The organism is Kitasatospora kazusensis (assembly GCF_039529945.1).
Classification (GTDB): domain Bacteria; phylum Actinomycetota; class Actinomycetes; order Streptomycetales; family Streptomycetaceae; genus Kitasatospora; species Kitasatospora kazusensis.
The window spans coordinates 14,987-34,618 of sequence record NZ_BAAANT010000014.1 but is presented as its reverse complement, the minus strand read 5'-3'; the positions used below and the strand labels follow the sequence as shown (position 1 = coordinate 34,618).

General features: G+C 73.0%; 20 protein-coding genes. 13 read left to right on the top strand and 7 right to left on the bottom strand.

Annotated elements, in window-relative coordinates; all coding sequences use genetic code 11:
- Window positions 1-38 precede the first annotated feature (38 nt).
- A complete protein-coding gene (locus tag ABD330_RS14580) occupies window positions 39-368 on the bottom strand; it encodes a UBP-type zinc finger domain-containing protein (protein WP_344464869.1) in 330 nt (109 codons plus the stop codon).
- Between the two features lie 109 nt (window positions 369-477).
- Window positions 478-1,161 (bottom strand): NADPH-dependent F420 reductase, encoded by a 684-nt coding sequence (locus ABD330_RS14575; protein WP_344464867.1) that lies wholly within the window; start codon window positions 1,159-1,161, stop codon window positions 478-480.
- Between the two features lie 292 nt (window positions 1,162-1,453).
- On the opposite strand from ABD330_RS14575, the gene ABD330_RS14570 reads away from it, so the two are divergent.
- Complete coding sequence (locus ABD330_RS14570) at window positions 1,454-2,332, top strand: hypothetical protein (protein ID WP_344464865.1); 879 nt, start codon at window positions 1,454-1,456, stop codon at window positions 2,330-2,332.
- Window positions 2,333-2,428: 96 nt separating this feature from the next.
- Here the strand turns inward: ABD330_RS14570 and ABD330_RS14565 are convergent, their stop codons facing one another.
- The gene (locus tag ABD330_RS14565; protein WP_344464863.1) at window positions 2,429-2,839 is read right to left on the bottom strand and encodes an organic hydroperoxide resistance protein; all 411 of its coding nucleotides are present in this window, start codon (window positions 2,837-2,839) and stop codon (window positions 2,429-2,431) included.
- 114 nt (window positions 2,840-2,953) lie between these two features.
- Between ABD330_RS14565 and ABD330_RS14560 the strand changes: the two genes are divergently transcribed.
- The 3 genes from ABD330_RS14560 to ABD330_RS14550 all read left to right on the top strand — a co-directional run bounded on the left by ABD330_RS14560 (window position 2,954) and on the right by ABD330_RS14550 (window position 7,994).
- A complete protein-coding gene (locus tag ABD330_RS14560) occupies window positions 2,954-3,421 on the top strand; it encodes a MarR family winged helix-turn-helix transcriptional regulator (RefSeq protein ID WP_344464861.1) in 468 nt (155 codons plus the stop codon).
- A 142-nt stretch (window positions 3,422-3,563) separates the two neighbouring features.
- Window positions 3,564-5,216 carry a phospholipase D-like domain-containing protein gene (locus ABD330_RS14555; RefSeq protein ID WP_344464859.1) on the top strand — a complete coding sequence of 551 codons (1,653 nt, stop codon included), beginning with the start codon at window positions 3,564-3,566 and terminating at the stop codon, window positions 5,214-5,216.
- A gap of 282 nt (window positions 5,217-5,498) precedes the next feature.
- Window positions 5,499-7,994 (top strand): RICIN domain-containing protein, encoded by a 2,496-nt coding sequence (locus tag ABD330_RS14550; protein ID WP_344464857.1) that lies wholly within the window; start codon window positions 5,499-5,501, stop codon window positions 7,992-7,994.
- Between the two features lie 45 nt (window positions 7,995-8,039).
- Here the strand turns inward: ABD330_RS14550 and ABD330_RS14545 are convergent, their stop codons facing one another.
- Window positions 8,040-8,621, bottom strand: a complete 582-nt coding sequence (locus ABD330_RS14545) for a GNAT family N-acetyltransferase (protein WP_344464855.1) — start codon at window positions 8,619-8,621, stop codon at window positions 8,040-8,042.
- A gap of 510 nt (window positions 8,622-9,131) precedes the next feature.
- On the opposite strand from ABD330_RS14545, the gene ABD330_RS14540 reads away from it, so the two are divergent.
- Both ABD330_RS14540 and ABD330_RS14535 read left to right on the top strand, forming a co-directional pair.
- A complete protein-coding gene (locus ABD330_RS14540) occupies window positions 9,132-9,452 on the top strand; it encodes a hypothetical protein (RefSeq protein WP_344464853.1) in 321 nt (106 codons plus the stop codon).
- Between the two features lie 228 nt (window positions 9,453-9,680).
- Window positions 9,681-10,298, top strand: a complete 618-nt coding sequence (locus ABD330_RS14535; RefSeq protein ID WP_344464851.1) for a hypothetical protein — start codon at window positions 9,681-9,683, stop codon at window positions 10,296-10,298.
- 132 nt (window positions 10,299-10,430) lie between these two features.
- Here ABD330_RS14535 and ABD330_RS14530 read toward each other — a convergent pair whose 3' ends face one another.
- Window positions 10,431-11,384, bottom strand: coding sequence for an AraC family transcriptional regulator (locus tag ABD330_RS14530; RefSeq protein WP_344464849.1), 954 nt, complete (start codon window positions 11,382-11,384; stop codon window positions 10,431-10,433).
- A 99-nt stretch (window positions 11,385-11,483) separates the two neighbouring features.
- On the opposite strand from ABD330_RS14530, the gene ABD330_RS14525 reads away from it, so the two are divergent.
- Complete coding sequence (locus ABD330_RS14525; RefSeq protein WP_344464847.1) at window positions 11,484-12,410, top strand: MBL fold metallo-hydrolase; 927 nt, start codon at window positions 11,484-11,486, stop codon at window positions 12,408-12,410.
- Between the two features lie 97 nt (window positions 12,411-12,507).
- Here the strand turns inward: ABD330_RS14525 and ABD330_RS14520 are convergent, their stop codons facing one another.
- A complete protein-coding gene (locus ABD330_RS14520) occupies window positions 12,508-13,260 on the bottom strand; it encodes a hypothetical protein (protein WP_344464845.1) in 753 nt (250 codons plus the stop codon).
- Between the two features lie 253 nt (window positions 13,261-13,513).
- On the opposite strand from ABD330_RS14520, the gene ABD330_RS14515 reads away from it, so the two are divergent.
- From ABD330_RS14515 to rox, 6 genes are all read left to right on the top strand, one after another.
- The gene (locus ABD330_RS14515; RefSeq protein ID WP_344464843.1) at window positions 13,514-14,917 is read left to right on the top strand and encodes a S53 family peptidase; all 1,404 of its coding nucleotides are present in this window, start codon (window positions 13,514-13,516) and stop codon (window positions 14,915-14,917) included.
- Between the two features lie 95 nt (window positions 14,918-15,012).
- On the top strand, window positions 15,013-15,285 hold the full coding sequence (locus ABD330_RS14510; protein WP_344464841.1) for a hypothetical protein: 273 nt from the start codon (window positions 15,013-15,015) through the stop codon (window positions 15,283-15,285).
- A 178-nt stretch (window positions 15,286-15,463) separates the two neighbouring features.
- Window positions 15,464-15,874, top strand: coding sequence for a VOC family protein (locus ABD330_RS14505; protein ID WP_344464839.1), 411 nt, complete (start codon window positions 15,464-15,466; stop codon window positions 15,872-15,874).
- A 167-nt stretch (window positions 15,875-16,041) separates the two neighbouring features.
- The gene (locus ABD330_RS14500) at window positions 16,042-16,506 is read left to right on the top strand and encodes a helix-turn-helix transcriptional regulator (protein WP_344464837.1); all 465 of its coding nucleotides are present in this window, start codon (window positions 16,042-16,044) and stop codon (window positions 16,504-16,506) included.
- A gap of 5 nt (window positions 16,507-16,511) precedes the next feature.
- On the top strand, window positions 16,512-17,138 hold the full coding sequence (locus ABD330_RS14495; protein WP_344464835.1) for a glyoxalase: 627 nt from the start codon (window positions 16,512-16,514) through the stop codon (window positions 17,136-17,138).
- A 236-nt stretch (window positions 17,139-17,374) separates the two neighbouring features.
- The gene (gene rox / locus ABD330_RS14490) at window positions 17,375-18,799 is read left to right on the top strand and encodes a rifampin monooxygenase (RefSeq protein ID WP_344464833.1); all 1,425 of its coding nucleotides are present in this window, start codon (window positions 17,375-17,377) and stop codon (window positions 18,797-18,799) included.
- A 54-nt stretch (window positions 18,800-18,853) separates the two neighbouring features.
- Here rox and ABD330_RS14485 read toward each other — a convergent pair whose 3' ends face one another.
- On the bottom strand, window positions 18,854-19,618 hold the full coding sequence (locus tag ABD330_RS14485) for a GbsR/MarR family transcriptional regulator (protein WP_344464830.1): 765 nt from the start codon (window positions 19,616-19,618) through the stop codon (window positions 18,854-18,856).
- Window positions 19,619-19,632: the final 14 nt, after the last annotated feature.

Below are 19,632 nucleotides of genomic sequence, written 5' to 3'. Positions count from 1 at the left end.
GTGGTGCCCGGGCACGGGGGTGCTCCGGCGTGGCGGCGTCAGCCGGCCGGCCGGAGGAAGACCTCGTCGGCGTAGCACCAGGCCCAGTCCTCGCCGGGTTCGGCCGACCGGGCGAGGTCGTGACCGCTCTGCGCGTGCGCATGGGCGTAGGCGTGCTGCCCGGGCGAACTGTCGCAGCAGCCCAGGTGTCCGCAGACCAGGCACTCGCGCAGGTGCACCCACCTGGTGCCGATCCGAAGGCAGTCCTCGCAGCCAGGCGGGCCGTCGGCGGCCGGGGCGGTCACCCGGGCCTCGTCCAGGTGGTCGCAGGAGGGTTGGACGGATGCGCCCAGGACCTCGGCGACCTCCCATGCGCGCTGCTCGCTCATGCCGCCCACGACACCCAGCGACGGCCGGGCGGCCACGCCCTGCGGGGAGCGGCCCGAGGCCGTGTGCCGCCGGGATCCCGGCGGCACACGGCAGGCGGCAGCGGCGCGGTCAGCGGGTCGCGGCGGCGAGGGCCCGGCGGACGGTGGCCGCGTCGGCCGGCTGGCCGGGGTCCTCGTTGAGGGCCGTCTTCGGGTCCTTCAGGTACGGGAGCCCGTAGGCCGGGGTGTCGGGCTGGAAGCGCCAGCTCTCGGCCAGTGCACCGACGTCGACGGCGTCGAAGCCGAGGACGTCGAGCAGGGCGACGGCCCGCTCCTTGCCGGTGGTGTCGTCGCCGGCGATCGGCAGGGCGGTGCGGTCGGGGGCGCCGGCCGGGCGGGCCAGCGAGGCCAGGTGGCCGAAGTAGATGTTGTTGAAGGCCTTCACCACGTGGGCGCCCGCCAGATGCTCCTGGAGCAGCCCGCTGCTGGTGGTCTCGCCGGAGTCGAGCCGGGCGAAGTGGCCGTCGCGCTGCGGGTAGTAGTTGTTGGTGTCCAGTACGGTGCGGCCGGCCAGTGGTGCGGCCGGGATCTGGAGGTAGGCCTTCAGCGGGACGGTCACCACGACCCAGTCACCCGCCTCGGCCGCCTGCGCGGGAGTGCCGGCCCGGGCGCCGGCGCCGAGTTCGGCGACCAGGCCGGCGAGGGTCTCCGGCCCGCGCGAGTTGCTGAGGACGACGTCGAGCCCCGCGTTCACCGCGAGCCGGGCCAGGGTGCCGCCGATGTTTCCACTGCCGATGAGTCCGAGAGTAGCCATACCGGTGACAGTGTCCGGCGCGGCCCAGGTATTCCTGCCACGGCGAGCCGTCACCTGACCGGACGGGTGGTCATGAGGTGGCCGCGGTAGGCGAGTCGGGCCGGGCCGGGGCCGCGGGCGCCCGGCCGCGCCCCGGACAGGCGGTGGCGGCCGCCTTGAAGACTGCCCGTACCCGCCGGCCGGCCGGATCGGTCGCGGGCGGCGGTCGGGCGCCGCCGGTGCGGAGTGGCGGTGCGGGGCAGCCGGACCCTCGGCGGAGTGCGCCCCGAACCCGCACGTCTAGACTCACGGCGTGCTTCTCGGACTCATGATGGCTCTCGCCGCCGCCCTCTGCTTCGGCATCGCCATGGTGCTGCAGGCCCTCGGCGCGCAGCGCCATGCCGACACGCCCGATGCGGGCCTGCTCGGCACGGCCAGGGCGATGCTCAACCTGCCGTTCGCCGCCGGCCTGCTGCTCGACTGCGTGGGCTTCGTCGCCCAGCTGATCGCGTTGCGCTCGCTGCCGCTGTACGTGGTGCAGGCCGCGCTGGCCGGTGCGCTCGCGGTGACGGCGGTGCTGGGCGCGGCGATCCTGAAGATCCGGCTCGGGCGCGGTGAGTGGTGGGGCGTCGGCGGGGTGTGCACGGGCCTGGCGGTCCTCGGCGCGACCTCGGGGGCCGAGGGGCACGGGCAGCCGTCGCAGTTCTTCCACTGGCTGCTGCTCGCGGCGGTCCTGGTGCTGGTCGCCTTCGGCGGGCTGGCGTGGAAGCTGCGCGAGCCCCGTCGCGCCGCCGCCCTGGGCAGCCTCTGCGGGCTCGGGTTCGGCGTCGTCGCGCTCGCCGTCCGGGTGCTGCCGCCGTTGCACGGACTGGACCTGCTCCCGCTGCTGCGGGATCCGGCGGCCTACGCGCTGGCCGGCGGCGGCGCGGTGGCGTTCACGCTGATGACCGAGGGCGTGCGCGGCGGCAAGGTCACCACGGCCACCGCGAGCATGGTCCTGGGCGAGACCGCGCTGCCCGCCGTGCTCGGCGTGGTCCTGCTCGGCGACGGAACCCGTCCCGGCATGCTGCCGCTGGCCGTCGGCGGGTTCGCCGTCGCCGTGGCGGGGGCGCTGGCGCTGGCCCGCTTCGGCGAGGTCGCCCCGGCGGAGCAGCGGGCCGTGACCGAGGAGATCCCGGTCGGGGCCGGCTGACCTCGTACCGCGTCCCGGTACGCGGTCGAGCCTGGACGTACGGATGCCCCGGACCGCTCAAGCGGTCCGGGGCATCCGTACGTGCGCGGCGGGCGACTACTCGGTGACGAGCTCGACGCTGATGTTGCCGCGGGTGGCCTTGGAGTACGGGCAGACCTCGTGGGCCTGCTTGACCAGCAGGTGGCCGGTCTCGCCCGCCAGGGAGTCCGGGAGCTCGACGCGGAGCACCACGGAGAGGCCGAAGCCGGTGTCGTCCTTGCCGATGGAGACCTCGGCGGTCACCGAGATGTCGCCGGTGTCGACCTTGGCCTGGCGGCCGACCAGGCCCAGCGCGCTGGCGAAGCAGGCGGCGTAGCCGGCGGCGAAGAGCTGCTCGGGGTTGGTGCCCTGGCCATTGCCCCCGAGCGCGGGCGGCATCGCCAGCGGGAGGTCCACCTGGCCGTCGGAGCTCACGGCGCGACCCTCACGCCCGTTGGCGGTGGCGACAGCGGTGTACAGCGCGTCCATTTAACCGGTCCCTTCTCACGTCGGCGGCCGTTCCCGGCTCGCCCTCTGCCCACTAGTAGAGCACGCAATTCAATTGCGCACAACTGAAATGTGCGGCAGGGCTATGCTGGGGGCATGACCAAGCTGTCCCAGGTGTCCGAAAGCGAGTCGCTCCGACTCGGCAACCAGCTGTGCTTCTCCCTGCAGGCGGCCTCGCGGGCCTTCGGGAGCGTGTACCGGGTGCTCCTCAAGGACCTCGGGCTGACCTACCCGCAGTACCTGGTCATGCTGGTGCTCTGGGAGCACGGCGAACTGCCGGTGAAGCGGATCGGCGAACACCTGCGGCTGGACTCCGGCACGCTCTCCCCCCTGCTCAAGCGGCTGGAGGCCACCGGCTACGTCCGGCGCGCGCGCAGCGCCGAGGACGAGCGCTCGGTCACCGTGGCGCTGACCGAGGCCGGCACGTCCCTGCGCGAGCGGGCCGTCTGCGTGCCGCAGCACATCCTCGGCGTCACCGACCTCTCGCTGGACGAGGCGATGGCCCTCCAGTCCCTGCTGGCCCGGGTCACGGCGTCGCTGGACGCCGCCGCCCCGCCCGACTGACCGGCGAACGCGCCCCGGCCCCGGCATGCCCTCGGGCGGGGTGAACCGGAACGGGGCCTGGTGACGCCACGTCAAGTTACCATCGGGTAGTTTCAAGGGGTCGAACGGGTGAACAGCCCGCCACCTCTTGAGGGAGTCGCTCTTGCTCCGCCCCCAGTCCCACCGCCCCGCCCGTCTCGCGGGATGCGTACTGGCCGCCACCGCCCTGCTCGCCGCGACACCCGCGGCACCCGCCTTCGCCTCGCCCGTCGCGGTCCGGGGCCCGGCCGTGGCGCCGGGATCCGCCACCCCGCACCTCGACGCGATCGAGCAGACGCTGCGTCAGGTGTCGCCGGGCCTGGAGGGGTCCGTCTGGCAGCGCACCGACGGCAACAGCCTCGACGCGGCGGCGGGCGACCCCGCCGCCTGGCTGCTGCAGACCCCCGGCTGCTGGGGCGATCCCGCCTGCGCCGACCGGGCCGGTACGCGACAGCTGCTCGCCAGGATCACCGGGAACATCGCGAAGGCGACCCGGACGGTGGACATCTCCTCGCTCGCCCCGTTCCCCAACGGCGGGTTCGAGGACGCGATCGTGGCGGGCCTGAAGGCCGCCACAGCGGCCGGGAACAAGCTCCAGGTGCGCGTCCTGGTCGGTGCCGCGCCGCTCTACAACATCAACGTGCTGCCGTCGTCCTACCGTGACGACCTGGTGCGCAAACTCGGCGACGCCGCTGCCGACGTCACGCTGAACGTCGCGTCGATGACCACCTCCAGGACCGCGTTCTCCTGGAACCACTCCAAGCTCCTGGTGGTCGACGGCCAGAGCGTGATCACGGGCGGCATCAACGGCTGGAAGGACGACTACCTCGACACCGCCCACCCGGTGTCGGACGTCGACCTCGCGCTGACCGGCCCGGCCGCCGCCTCCGCCGGGGCGTACCTCGACACGCTCTGGGGCTGGACCTGCGCGCACAGCGGGCTGCTCTCGGCCGCCTGGTTCGCCTCGTCCAACGGTGCCGCCTGCCGGCCAACGCTGGAGAAGGACGAGAACCCCGCACCCGCCGCGACCGGCACCGTGCCGGCCATCGCGGTCGGCGGCCTCGGCGTCGGCATCCGCAGCAGCGACCCGCTGTCGACGTACCGGCCCGACCCGCCGGCCCCCTCCCACGACGGCTGCAACGTCATCGGCCTGCACGACAACACCAACGCCGACCGCGACTACGAGACGGTCAACCCCGAGGAGAACGCGCTGCGCGCGCTGGTCGCGAGCGCCGGCAGTCACATCGAGATCTCCCAGCAGGACCTCAACGGGACCTGCCCGCCGCTGCCCCGCTACGACATCCGGCTCTACGACACCCTCGCGGCCAAGCTCGCCGCCGGGGTGAAGGTCCGCATCGTGGTCAGCGATCCGGCCAACCGGGGCACCGTCGGCAGCGGCGGCTACTCGCAGATCAAGTCCCTCGCCGAGATCAGCGACACCCTGCTGGGCCGGCTCGCCGCCGTCACCCCGGACGCGCCGGCGGCGAAGGCCGCGATGTGCCGGAACCTGCAACTCGCCTCGTTCCGCTCCGCTCCGGGCGCCACCTGGGCGGACGGCCATCCGTACCCGCTGCACCACAAGCTGGTGTCGGTCGACGGCTCGGCGTTCTACATCGGCTCCAAGAACCTGTACCCGGCCTGGCTCCAGGACTTCGGCTACATCGTGGAGGACCCGGCCGCCGCCGCGCAGCTCGACACGGACCTGCTGTCCCCCGAGTGGGAGTACTCGCAGGCGACCGCGACAGTCGACTACACCCGGGGCATCTGCCCGGCCTGACGGCACGTCCGGCCTCCGAGGCCGCGCCCCCCGGACCCCGGGGCGCGGCCTCGGGGCCCGGGGGCAGGGGTCGGACCGTCCGCGTCCGGGGCTCCCGGGGAATCGCAAGTTCCGCCCGGTGCAAGCATCTTGACGGCGTGCAATCACCCTCTCTATGTTTACTTTTGGTTGTTCAAGTTAAATTTTGAGAGAAAATGTGGATCGGTGGACCTGTAGCCCCGCGCGATCACGCAGGCCTGCGACTTCGCCGAGCCCGCTGACGTCAGGGAGGGCTCCACCACGATGCGACCCACTCCACCCGCAGGCCGGCCGATACGGACGGCCGGCGCCGTCCTCGCACTCTGCCTCACCCTGTGCCTCGCCACCGCGACCGCCACCGGGCGGGCGACCGCCACCACGACGGCCGCCCGCACAGGAACCGCCCGCACGGCAACCGCCGCCGCGACGGCCACGGCCGTCACCGTCGACGGCACCTCCCCGGGCCGCACCTTCGACGGCGTCGGCGCCATCAGCGGCGGCGGCGGCAACTCCCGCCTGCTGCTCGACTACCCCGAACCGCAGCGCGGCCAGATCCTCGACTACCTCTTCAAGCCCGGCTACGGCGCCGCGCTGCAAATCCTCAAGGCCGAGATCGGTGGCGACACCAACTCCACCGACGGCGCCGAGTCCTCCTTCGAACACACCCGGGGAGCCGTCGACTGCTCGAACGGCTACGAGTGGTGGCTGATGGAACAGGCCAAGGCCCGCAACCCCGCGATCAAGCTCTACGCGCTCGCCTGGGGCGCACCCGGCTGGGTGGGCAACGGCAACTTCTGGTCCCAGGACATGATCGACTACCTGATGGACTGGCTCGGCTGCGCCCGGCAGCACGGACTCGCCATCGACTACCTGGGCGGCTGGAACGAGCGCGGCTACAACGCCGCCTGGTACGAGAACCTGCACGCCACCCTGGCCGCGAAGGGCTTCACCGGCACCAAGGTGGTCGGCGCGGACGACAACTGGTCCATCGCCACCTCCATGCGCACCGACAGCGCACTCGACTCCGCCGTCGACATCGTGGGCACCCACTACCCGTGCGGATACATGTCCGCGATGACGAGCTGCTCCAGCACCCCCGACGCCCTCGCCACCGGCAAACAGCTCTGGGCGAGCGAGAACGGCTCCGAGGACGCCGAGACGGGCGCCGCCCCGATGGCCCGCGCGATCAACCGCGGCTACCTGGACGCCAGAATGACGGCCATCATCAACTGGCCGGTGGTCGCCGCGCTCTATCCCAACCTCGGCTTCAACACGATGGGCCTGGTCACGGCCGACCAGCCCTGGTCCGGCGCCTACACCGTCGGCCGGAGCGCCTGGGCGACCGCGCAGACCACCCAGTTCACCGCCCCCGGCTGGCAGTACCTCGACACCGCCTCCGGCTACCTCGGCGGCAACCGGGCCAACGGGAGCTACCTCAGCTACGCCGCACCGGGCAAGGCCGCCTGGAGCACCGTGTTCGAGACGATGGACGCCACCGCCGACCAGACCGTCACCCTCCAGGTCGCCGGCGGCCTGCCGGCCGGCGCGCTGCACGTCTGGTCCACGGACCTCTCGGCGAGCGCCGCCACCACCCGGATGACCTCCGGCGCCGACCTCACCGCGACCGCCGGGGTGTACCGGCTGACCCTGCGGCCCGGCCGCCTCTACACCGTCACCACGACCACCGGCCAGGGCGCCGGTACGGCGCCCTCGCCGCAACGCGGCCGGCTCGCGCTCCCGTACACCGACTCGCTGGCCGGCACCGCCACCGGCCAGGAGGCCGCGTACTTCGCCGCGATGAACGGCGCCTTCGAGACCGAACCGTGCGCGGGCGGCCGGGCCGGGCGGTGCCTGCGCCAGCAGGCCCCGACCACCCCGATCCGCTGGACCGCCGAGTCCGCCGACCAGCCGTACACGCTGATGGGTGATCTGGGCTGGTCCGACTACACCGTCGCCGCCGACGTGCTGCTGGAGCAGGCGGGCACCGCCGAACTGCTCGGCCGGGTCGGGACCCAGGCCAGGAACAACAACGGCCTGAACGCCTACAACCTGCGGATCAGCGACACCGGGGTCTGGACGCTCCTCAAGAGCGACACCGCGTGGGCCTTCACCACGCTGGCGAGCGGCACGGTACCGGGCGTCTCCGCCGGCAGCTGGCACCACCTCGCCCTGTCCTTCCAGGGCAGCGCCATCACCGCGCGGATCGACGGCGCCGTGGTCGCCGCCGTCACCGACGGCAGCTACGGCGCCGGGCAGATCGCGCTGGGCACCGGCGGCTACTACGGCGCCCAGTTCAGCAACCTGAGCATCACCCCGGGCACCACCGCCCCGCTCGACGGCACCTACCAGCTGGCCGACGCCAACAGCGGCCAGCTCCTCGACGCCGCCAACCAGGGCACCGCCGACGGCACCCCGGTCATCCAGTGGCCGTCCAACGGCGGCGCCAACCAGAAGTGGCGGCTCGCCTCGACCGGCGACGGCTACTACACGATCACCGGGGTGGCCAGCGGCAAGGCGCTCGACCTCCCGGGCCCCAGCACGCTGCCGGGCACCCAGCTCGACCTGCGCAGCGCCGACGGCGGCACCGGCCAGCAGTGGCTGGTCGTGCCGTCGACCGGCGGTCACTACACCCTGGAATCCCGTGCGGACGGCCAGTTGGCCGACGTCAGCGGGGCATCGCTCACGATGGGCGCCGGGGTGATCCAGTGGCCGGCGAACGGGGGAGCGAACCAGAGCTGGCAGCTGGTCAAGGCCGGCTGACCCGTCCGCGGGGGCCCGGCCGGGACGCCGCGCCCCCGCTGACGGTCAGCCCTCCCGGCGGAAGTCCAGCTGGTAGAACACCTTGTCGTAGCGGCGCTGCCCGACGGCGACGAAGTCGCGCAGCCGGCCGTACTCGGCGAAGCCCAGCGAGCGGTAGAGCGCCAGGGCCCCGGTGTTGTCGCCGCGTGCGTCCAGCGTGAGCACCTCGACACAGGCGGCCCGGGCGTCCTCGACCAGTGCGGCGGTCAGCGCCCGGCCGACGCCGCGGCCCTGGAGGCCGCCGTCCACCGCGACCTTCTCCAGATCGGCGTGCGGCCGGTGGGTCGGCCGGGCGTACCGCAGCCAGTACCCCAGCCCGACCAGCCGGCCGCCCAGGTAGGCGGCCCGCAGGGCGCCGTCCCCGGCCCGTACCGCGCCGAGCACGTGGTCGAGCAGCTCCGCGACCTCCTCGGGCGAGGGCGGCTCGACCCACCCCAGCGCCGCACCCCGGCCGACCAGGTCCGCCAGGATCCGGTGCGCCGCCTCGGCGAGCCCGGCCGCCGCCTCTTGATCGCGGCTCAGCTCCGCCGCACCGAGGACGGCGAGACGGTCGGTCACATCGGTGGGGGACATCGAATCCGGAGTCATGATCCGTACCTTAGCCAGGGCCGAGCGCCCGCCCCTCGGCTGCGCCCGCCCGACGGGAGCGTCCGCCTGGGCGGCCGCCGAGGTACTGGACAGGTCCGCCGGTGCCTTGCCGTGCGGGGGAGGTCCCGGGTGCGTCATCGGGGCGTTAGTGGTTCGCATGCGGGACGTGAGCGGGGCACGGCAGAGTGGGATCCAAGCGAGCCGGCCGCCGGAAGGCACCGTCCGGGGGACCGGCCGCCGTGCACCGCCGGTGCGGCGTTCCGACGCGTAGCGAGAGGCGCCGTCAAGCAGTGCAGCCGGGATTCTGACAGGGGTAGCCGTTGTGCCGTCTGTCGCGTCCCGGACCGTCCTGCGGCCCGGGTGGGCTGTGCCGCGGGACGACCACCCCCCGTGGCGGTGCGGCCTGCCAAGGCGGCCGCACCGCTGCAGGGCCGGTCGGACGGGGCCCGCGGCGGGGTCGCGAGCTGTGCGGCGTGCCGCCGTGTTCCCGTTCTCCCGAGAGGCATCGTTGTGTTCAAGTTCCGGCGCTCCGAGCCGGTGAACGTTGTCGTCATCCGTGAGGCCGACGAAGTGCAGGCGATCCTTCGGCAGGCCCTGGAGACCGCGGATCCCTCCGCCCGGGTCGGCCTCGGAGCGGCGATATGCGCCGTCGCCGGGTCGGCCGAGCTGTCCGACGGTGACCTCCGCCGCCGTTGGGTCCGCCGGGCCCTGGGGGACGCGGGTGTCGAACCCGGCTGCGACCTGTCGGACGCGGTCAGGGAGTTGCGCCGGGTCGCGCCCGCGCTGTCGGCGGCCGCCGCCTACCAGCTCGTCAAGGAGACCGCGGGGTAGGGAAGTTCTCGTCGGGCGAGTGCACCGGTGGCCGAAGGAGATTCCGGCATAGGCGGACGGGTGTGTCGGCGCGGGGAGCGTGGTCTCGTACGAGGAGTTCGAAGCCACGAACGCTCGTGCTGTACTTGGCCCATGGGTGGTGACGACGGTCGGATGCGCTTGCAGGTGACGAGCCATGCCATTGCCGGTCCCGGATCCGGGCTCGGCCGGATCCTGAGCACCGGTCCCATGCTCCGCAACACCTTCGTCCACCCGCCCGACCGCCAGGTCGGGTACCTGAAGGCGAGCCGCGCCGATCTCCTCCGGCTCGGCGCCCTGTTCCGCGTCGCGGCGACGAGCCCGCACAGCGCGATCCACATCCCGGTTCCGCCGGGCGCCCGGCAGACGACCCCGGCCGACGGCGCCACCCGTACGCTGCCCGTGCTCCTGGCCCGCGAGGACGCGGGCCTACGGGTGTCCGACTGGCCGGAGCTGCGGCACAGGATGCGCCGCGCCGGCGCGCCGTTGCGGGTGACCGCTCCAGCGGCGCGATCTGCGGACCGCCCCGAGGAGGTCCGCCGCCGGGCCGATCGCCGCCCCGCCCGCTTCGCCGAGCACGCCGCGACGATCGTCCTCACCGCCCGTGCCGAAGTCCTCTTCCGGATCGGTGACTGGCTCACCGACGCCGGCGACCGCGTCGCCCGGGACCCACACGTCCATCGGCACGGCGAAGGCTTCCTCGGCGACCTGGCCGGGTTCTTCGACCCCGAGGGCACGAACCGGCCCATGCACGCGTTCTGCGTCGTCGCCGTCGAGCCGATCTTCCACCAGGCTCGTTGGCGCAAGCAGCGAACGCCCACTGGTTGAGGTGGTTTCGGGTCGGAACGTACGGACAGGCGGACCGTCGGCTCCTCCGGCTCGCGGTAGGTCGGGCACCAGGACACACCGCGCCACCGGCATCGTGGCCGCGGGCCGGTGCGCGGCAGCGCCCCCGAGCGGTCAGGGCCGGCCGGCGGTCGCTGCCCGGTACCGCCCGGGGGTGGTGCCGAATTCGCGGTTGAAGGCGTGCGAGAGGGCGTAAGGGGTGCTGTAACCGACGCGTTCGGCGATGGCGGCCAGCGGGTCGGTGGTGTCCCGGAGTTGGGCGGCGGCGGTGGTCAGGCGCCACCAGGTGAGGTAGGCCATGGGAGGGCGGCCGACCAGAGCGGTGAAGCGGCGGGCCAGGGTGGGGCGGGAGACGCCGGCCTCGGCGGCGAGGCTGTCGTTGGTCCAGGGCGCCGCCGGGTCGGAGTGCAGGGCCCGCAGGGCGGCGGCCGCCACCGGGTCGCCCAGGACGGCCGGCCAGGCTCCGGTGCCGCCCTCCGTCATCCAGGAGCGGATCATGTAGACGAGCAGGAGGTCGAGCAGGCTGGGGACGGCGATGCAGGACCCGGGCTGCCGCGCGCCCACTTCGAGCCCCAGCAGGTCGATGGCGGAACGGAGTTCGGGGTGGCTGCCGGCGCGGTGCGGCAGGTGGACGACCTCCGGCAGCTCCGCCATCAGCGGGTGCACCCGGCTGCGGTCCAACCGGTACTTCCCGCAGAGCAGTTCCACCTCGCCGGAGCCGGAGCCGGATCCGGACCCGGATCCGGAGACGGCCGGGGACCGGTGGGGCGAAGCCCGGTCGCGCCAGCTGTCGAACGGCACTGCCCGCTGCACGGCCGCCGCGTCGACGGGGGAGTCGGCGAGCACGTGCCCGGTGCCGTACGGCAGCAGCACCGCATCACCCGCGCCGAGCGACACGGGCGCGCCGCCGCCGTCGGGCAGCAGCCAGCAGCCGCCCTCCAGGACGACGTGGAAGCCCGCTCCGTCGTACGGGGCGAACCGCGTGCACCAGCTCCCGCCGACCCGGACCCGGTTCGAGGAGGGCCGTCCGATGCGTACGGCCGAGATCGCGTCGCTCACCACATCCATCGGCCCAGGGTATCTCCGGCCTCAACCGTGAGCCGGATGCGTATTCCAGTGAGCCAGGCGGGCATTGAGAGGCTCAATCGATCTTCATAGGATGAGGGCATGACGAACGAGAACGTGCAGGGCATGGTGCTGGGAGAGGTCGAGGTCGTCCGGGTCCTCGAATGGCAGCGGGCGTTCGCGCCCGCCCGGCGGATCGTCCCGGATTCCGGGGCCGGGCTGTGGAAGGACAACGAGGACTGGCTGGCGCCGGACCACTGGGAGCCGGACACCGACCTGTTGACGGTCGCACTGCAGACCTGGGTGCTGCGCAGCGGCGGGCAGACCGTCCTGGTCGACACCGGGGTGGGCAACGGGCGCGAGCGCCCCGGCTCGCCGCACTTCCACCACCGGCAGGACGACTTCCTCGGCCGGCTGGCGGCGGCCGGCGTCCGCCCGCAGGACGTCGACGTCGTCGTCAACACCCACATCCACGGCGACCACGTCGGTTGGAACACCATGGAGGCCGACGGGGAGTGGGTGCCGACGTTCCCCAACGCCCGGTACCTCATCCCGGCCGCCGACGACTTCCACTTCGGCCCGGACAACTCGTACGGAGGCGGCGGGCGGGAGGACGACCGGCTGATCTACCAGGACAGCGTCGCGCCCGTCCACCGGTCCGGGCAGGCCGTGCTCTGGGACGGCTTCCACCGGATCGACGAGCACCTCACGCTGGAGTCCGCGCCCGGCCACACGCCCGGCTCGTCCGTGCTGCGGCTCGCGTCCGGGGGCGACCGGGCGGTCTTCGTCGGCGATCTGCTGCACAGCCCGGTGCAGATCCTCCAGCCCTCCTGCAACAGCTGCTTCTGCCTGGACCAGGTGCAGGCGGCGGCCAGTCGTCATCGCGTACTCGAACGCGCAGCTGACGAGCGGGAGTTGGTCGTGCCCGCGCACTTCGGCGGCGCCGGCGCGGTGGAGGTCCGGCGAGCCGGTGCCGGGTTCGCACTGGGGCCGTGGGCGGCCTACGGCGCGGGCCGAGCCGAGGCCTGAGCCCGGTCCTGAGCCCGGTCCTGAGCCCGGGACGGGCGTCTGTTCCGGGCCGCTGCCGCCGCCGCCCCTCGCCGGTCCGCCGGGCGCCGTCGGACCGTCAGCTGGGCACCGCGTGCGTGACGGCCTTCATCAGCGGTGCGAGCTGGTCCTCCAGGTGCTGGAAGTCGCCGCTGTGGCCGTCGGACCATTGCGCCATCCCGACCACCATCACGGGGCCGACACCGGCGAACGCCTGGACCAGGCCGCTGTCGGCCGGCAACTCCCGCAGGCCGGAGCCCTTCGGGGGCAGCTGGACGGCGACCTCGTCGTCCATCGGGTTGGCTGCGAGCTTCGTGGTGATGGCGGCCGCGTCGGCCGCGTCCTTCATGGTGAAGACCGCGAGGCTGTACTCGTTGTTGGCGGCGTCCTTGTACAGCGCGAGGTCGACGCCGAGGCAGCCGTGGCTCTGCGTGATCATCCCGGCCAGGGCGACCCCCACCGTGTCGGTGCCGGTGCAGCTCTTGTCGGCGATGTCGGCCACCCTGGTGTAGCCCTGGACCTGCGCCGGGAAGACCATGAGCGGGACGGCGGTCGGCGCGGTGGTCGTGGCGGCAGTGGTCGGCGCGGCGACCACGGACGGCTTGCCCGCGGCGTGCGCCGGCCAGAACCGGTAGACCATCGCACCGGCGGCCGCGGTCAGGCAGAGCAGCAGGGCCAGGATCAGGCGTTTCCGTCCGCGCAGCTGCGACTCCGGCTGCGGCTCGGGCCGCAGCCGTGCCCGTTCCGCGGCGCTCGGCTCCCGCACCGCGTTGTTCTTCTCGAACTCCCGGAGGAATTCGCCCCACACGTCATCGGTCTCATGTTCGGCCACGGTAGAACTCTAGTGAGCACCCGGGACACTTGAACAGTCGTCCGTGTACACGGTTTTGGAACGTCCCGGTGCGCCGCCGGGCGCGCTGGCCGCGAGCGCCCGGCGCCCAGCGTCCTTGCGCCGCAGGGGTTCTGCCATGCCACCGCAAAGACTTCCCTATAAGTACGACAAGGTGATGACTCGTTGGCCGTGGTAGCAGTCTCATGTGTCCCAGCCGTCGTCGACGGGATCAACCACCACCCCAGGGACACCCATGCGACGTACCACCAGCCGCCGGACCATGTCGGCGCTCGCCATCACCGCCCTCGCCGCCACCACCGCCCTCACCGGGGCGGGCACGGCCGGGGCAGCCCTCACGGCCACCGCCGCCGGGCCCGCGCACCAGGCGCGCCAGGCACGGCCGGTACCGGCGGCGATCGGCCACCGGGTCGGCAAGGGCCAGTACCCCAGCCCGCTGAGCCTCGCCGACTGCCAGGCGCAGCTCCAGTCCTCCTGCTACGGCGCCACCCAGCTGGAGCAGGCCTACAACGAGCACCCGCTGTTCGGCAAGGGCATCACCGGAGCGGGCCGCACCATCGTGATCGTCGACTCCTTCGGCTCGCCGACGATCCAGCACGACCTCGACGTCTACAGCGCGCAATACGGAATACCGAGCGCCCACGTCAAGGTCGTCCAGTCCGGCACCGTGCCGCCGTTCGACCCGACCGACGGTGACATGCTCGGCTGGGCGGAGGAGACGACGATCGACGTCGACATGGCCCACGCGATGGCGCCCGGCGCGAACATCGTGCTGCTGGAGACCGGGGTCTCGGAGACCGAGGGCACCACCGGTTTCCCGGAGATGATGAACGGTGAGGACGCGCTGGTCAAGCAGGGTGTCGGCGACGTCATCTCGCAGAGCTTCGGCGCCACCGAGAACACCTTCCCGGGCTTCGACCAGGGCGACTACTCCAGCCTGCTGAACCTGCGCTACGCCTTCAAGGACGCGGCGGCGCACGGCGTCTCCGTACTGGCGGCCTCCGGCGACAACGGCTCGACCGACGCCGGGCCGGACGGCTCGACGCTCTACCCGTACCAGGTGACCTCCTGGCCCCCCTCGGACCCGCTGGTCACCGGCGTCGGTGCGACCACCGTCCAACTGGACGCGCAGGGCAACCGGCTCAGCCCCGACACCGTCTGGGACGACCCCAGCACCAACAGCGGTGCCTCGGGCGGCGGCAAGTCCAAGGTGTTCGGCCGCCCGCTGTTCCAGGCCGGCGTGCAGAACGTGGTCGGCAACACCCGCGGCGTGCCGGACGTCAGCATGCTCGGCGACCCGCTGACCGGCGTCTGGACGTACAACAGCTTCGGCCCGGACGACACCGGCTGGGAGCTGTGGGGCGGCACCAGCGTGGCGACGCCGATCTTCTCCGGCGTGGTGGCACTGGCCGACCAGGCCGCCGGCCACCGCCTGGGCAACCTCAACTACGCCCTCTACGCACTGGGCGCACTCCAGCGGGCGGGCGCCAAGGGCACCGGCCTGACCGACGTGGTGGGTGGCTCCAACACCTACAACGGCGTCCCCGGACAGCCCGTGACCCCCGGCTACGACCTGGCCACCGGCTGGGGCACCGTCGACGCCTCGAAGTTCGTCCCGGCCATCGCCGCCCTGGGCTGACCGGACCGGGGCCGGCGCGCCGGCGGGTGCGCCGGCCCCGGCAACGGCCGGGCCGTGGCGGGCCCGCTGTCGGTGCCTGCTGGGATGCTGCGGCCATGGACGACGAACAGCTGATGCGGGGCCGGGTGTACGGGGCGGACCACGACGATCCGGACCCGGGCCCGCGGCGCGGCCGCGAGTACCGGGAGCTGGTGGCCGGGCCGCTGGACGGGCTGCTCCTCGACGTGACGGGCCGGAGCGCCGAGGAGCTCCGCGACGGGGCGGCCCTGCCCACGGAGATCGGCGCCTACGGGGGCGGCGGCCGGGCCTGCTACCGCCCCCGGGCCGGGGATCCGCTCCGCTGGGACTGGGCGGGCGACCTGCCGTGACCGTCGGCGACCGGGCACGGCGGATCACCCGGCTGGATCGGTCGGTCGGATCCTCCGGTCGGATCGATCGGATCAGCCGGGCCGGATCACCCGGCCGGATCAGTCGGCCGGATCAGCCGTCCCGATCGGTCAGGAATCGAGAAGCGCACCGCACGGGGCCGTGCCTAGCATGGCCGTCATGGACATCACCATTCACACGAGCTTTCTCCCGCACGACGACCCGGACGAGTCCCTGGCCTTCTACCGCGACGTCCTCGGCTTCGAGGTCCGCGCCGACGTCGGACAGGGCAGGATGCGCTGGATCACGGTCGGACCGGTGGGCCAGCCCAGCACGTCCATCCTGCTGGCACCGCCCGCCGTCGACCCGGGGGTCACCGAGGCCGAGCGCCGCACCATCGCCGAGATGATGGCCAAGGGCACCTACGGCTGGATCCTGCTGGCCACCCCGGACCTCGACGCCACGTTCGAGAAGGTGCAGGCCGGTAACGCCGAGGTCGTCCAGGAGCCGACCCAGCAGCCGTACGGCATCCGCGACTGCGCCTTCCGCGATCCGGCGGGCAACCTGGTCCGTATCCAGGAACTCCGCTGAACCGTCCGGTCGCAACCCCCGTGGAACCCGGGCCGCTGCCCGGCCTGTCAGGCCCGCCCGAACGGCCGGCCGCCTCCGGCAGGCCGGGCAGCGCCGTCGAGCACCTCGCCGCCTGCTCCGGAACGTGCCCCGGATGCTCGCGGACACCGACGAGAAGGAGTTGTCCCATGTGCCAGCCCGCCTGGGGGCGCGCACGCGCCGAGCAGCAGCGCCTGAGCGACCTCGCGCGGCTGCGCCGGGTCCGCGACCGGATCGACCGGGAGTACGCGCAGCCCCTGAACGTCGAGGCGCTCGCCGAAGGCGTGAACATGTCGGCCGGGCACCTCAGCCGCCAGTTCCGGCTGGCGTACGGCGAGTCACCGTACTCGTACCTGATGACGCGTCGCATCGAGCGGGCGACGGCGCTGCTGCGCCGGGGCGACCTGAGCGTCACCGAGGTCTGCTTCGAGGTCGGCTGCTCGTCGCTGGGCACCTTCAGCACCCGCTTCACCGAGCTGGTCGGCATGCCGCCCAGCACCTACCGGCGGCGTGCGACGGGCGCCGGGGCGGGCCTGCCGGCGTGCGTGGCGAAACAGGTGACCAGACCGGTCAGGAATCAAGAAGCGTCGTCCGCCGAGCCGCAACTAGCGTGATGACCATGGCAACCATCGAATCCGTCACCCTCGACGTGGCCGACCCCACGGCCGCCGAACGCTTCTACACCGCCGCCTTCGGCCTCGACACCCGGCTGCGCCTGCGCGCCTCGGAGGCACCCACCTCCGGCTTCCGCGGGTTCACGCTGGCGCTGACGGTGTCCCAGCCGTCCACCGTCGACAGCCTCATCGGCACGGCCCTGGGCGCCGGCGCCACGGCGCTGAAGCCCGCCGCGAAGTCCCTCTGGGGCTACGGCGGAGTCGTACAGGCCCCGGACGGGACCATCTGGAAGGTCGCGACCTCGGCGAAGAAGGACGGCGGCCCCGCCACCCGCCGGATCGACGACTTCGTACTCCTGCTGGGAGTCGCGGACGTGGCCGCGAGCAAGCGGTTCCACGTCGGCCAGGGCCTTGCCGTGGCGAAGAGCTTCGGCCGGATGTACGTCGAGTTCGCCGCCGGGACGGGGCCCGTCAAGCTGGCGCTGTACCGGCACCGCGCCCTCGCCAAGGAGGTCGGCGTCTCTCCCGACGGCACCGGCTCGCACCGGCTCGTGATCGGCGGCAGCGCCGGCTCCTTCACCGACCCGGACGGGTTCGCCTGGGCGGCTGCCCCGCCCCCGCCCGCGTCCTGACGCACCGCCGCCGCGCTGCCGCAAAAGGAAAAGGCAAGGAGAAAATCCACTCCTTGCCACTCCTAATGTATAGCGCACCGGGGGCCTTGCGGCAAGGCCCCGGTCGTGCCCCAGAATGGTCGGCCTGGGCCGGTACCTGCGGAAACAGCAGATTCACGAAATGCGCGCGCTCCGTCGCCGGACGGGTTTCGTGAATGCGGCCGGCCGAAATCCATTCTCGGTGAACGGGTGTTCTGATGATTGACGTGGTCGTGGTCGGCAGCGGACCGACCGGCCTGATGCTGGCCTGTGAGTTGCGCTTGCACGGTGTGCGGGTGGTCGTGCTGGAGAAGTTGGCCGCGCCGACCGGGCAGTCCCGCGGACGCGGCCTGCACGCGCGCAGCGTCGAGGTGATGGACCAGCGCGGGCTGCTGGACCGGTTCCTCGCGGTCAGCGAGAAGTTCCAGGTCGGCGGATTCTTCGGCGGTATCCATAAGCAGTGGCCGGACGGGGTGGACACGGCCCACCCGTACGGCCTCACCACCCCGCAGCCCGTCACCGAACGACTGCTCGAAGAGCGTGCCGTGGAACTCGGTGCCGAAATCCGGCGCGGCTGCGAGCTGGCCGGGCTGAGCCAGGACGAGGACGGCGTGACCGCCGAGCTGGCGGACGGCACGCACCTGCGCTCGCGCTACCTCGTCGGGTGCGACGGCGGCCGCAGTACGGTGCGCAAGCGGATCGGTGTCGGCTTCCCCGGTGAGCCGGCCAGAGTCGAGACCCTGCTGGGCGACATGGAGATGACCGAGGAGCCGGAGCGGGTCGCCGCCGTCGTCGCGGAGGTCCGCAGGACCCAGCTGCGGTTCGGCACGATTCCCAACGGGGACGGGACGCACCGGGTGATCGTGCCCGCCGACGGCGTGTCCGGGGACCGGACGTCCGCGCCGACCTTCGAGGAGTTCAAGCGGCAGCTGCGGGCCTGCGCGGGCACCGACTTCGGCGTGCACTCGCCGCGCTGGCTCTCCCGGTTCGGCGACGCCACCCGGCAGGCCGAGCGCTACCGGGTCGGCCGGGTGCTGCTGGCCGGCGACGCGGCGCACATCCACCCGCCGACCGGCGGGCAGGGGCTCAACCTCGGCGTGCAGGACGCCTTCAACCTCGGCTGGAAGCTGGCCGCCGCCGTCGGCGGCTGGGCGCCGGAGGGGCTGCTGGACAGCTACCACGCCGAACGGCACCCGGTGGGCGCCCGCGTGCTGGAGAACACCCGCGCGCAGATCACACTGATGGGGACCGATCCGGGTGCGACCGCCCTGCGGGAGCTGTTCTCGAAGCTGATGGACTTCGAGGAGGTCAACCGGTACGTGACCGAGATGATCACCGCGGTCGGGATCCGCTACGACTTCGGCGAAGGCCACGAACTGCTCGGCCGGCGCCTGCGGGACGTGCAGCTGAAGCAGGGGCGCCTCTACCAGCTGATGCACGGCGGCCGCGGGCTGCTGCTGGACCGGACCGGCCGGCTCTCGGTGGCGGGCTGGGCGGACCGGGTCGACCACGTCGTCGACGCCGGCGAGGAACTGGACGTCCCCGCGGTGCTGCTGCGGCCGGACGGCCACGTGGCGTGGGTCGGTGAGGACCAGCAGGATCTGCGCGGCCCGCTGACCCGGTGGTTCGGCGCCGCCGGCTGACCACGCGGGCCGGTGGGTGGCAGGCCCGGCCGCCGCCCGCGGTCCGAGCGAGGGTCAGGTGGTGCTGTCCGGGGTCGCCGCGGGTCCGGTCGTCGCGGGTCGGGACGTTTCGGGCCTGGTATGGAGGATCTCGCGGGCCTGGTCCGCGGCGCGGGCGATGCTCTCGGAGATGAAGTCGACGAAGCGGGCGATGTTCTGCAGGCGGGCGGCGGCGGGGGTGCCGGGGCCGAGGATGCCCACGCCTTGTCGGGCGATGTCGCCGAGGTGGGCGGTGGCGCGGGCGCTGGCCAGGGTGGACTGGTACATGACGTCGTCGTCGACGACGTAGCGCTCGCGGCGGCGTTCGTCGCGTTCGCGGCGGATCAGGCCCTGGCTTTCGAGGAACGTGATCGCCTTGGAGACGGAAGCAGGGCTGATCCTCAGGCGGGCGGCGAGTTCGGCGGCGGTCAGGCTGCCCGCGTCGGTGGTGAAGAGGCTGGCCAGCACCCGGGCCGTCATCGTGGGCAGGCCCGACTGCACGAAGACGGTGGTGAAGGTCTCCTCGTAAGCGCGGACGGCTTCGGCGTCGCGTCCGTGGGCCTGCGGGGGAGGGTGCGAGCCGGGGGGCGCGGCCTTCCTGCGGCGGTGGGCGCGCTGTTCGGTGGCGCGGTGGGCGAGGTCGGCGCGGTAGGCGGTGGGGCCGCCGTTGCGCATGACCTCGCGGGTGACGGTCGAGGTCGGGCGCTCCAGGCGCCGGGCGATCTCCGCGTAGGCGAGGCCGTCGGTCACTCCCAGCGCGATCTGCTGACGCTCCTGCTGGGTGAGTCTGCCTCCCGGCATCGCGGTCTCCCCTT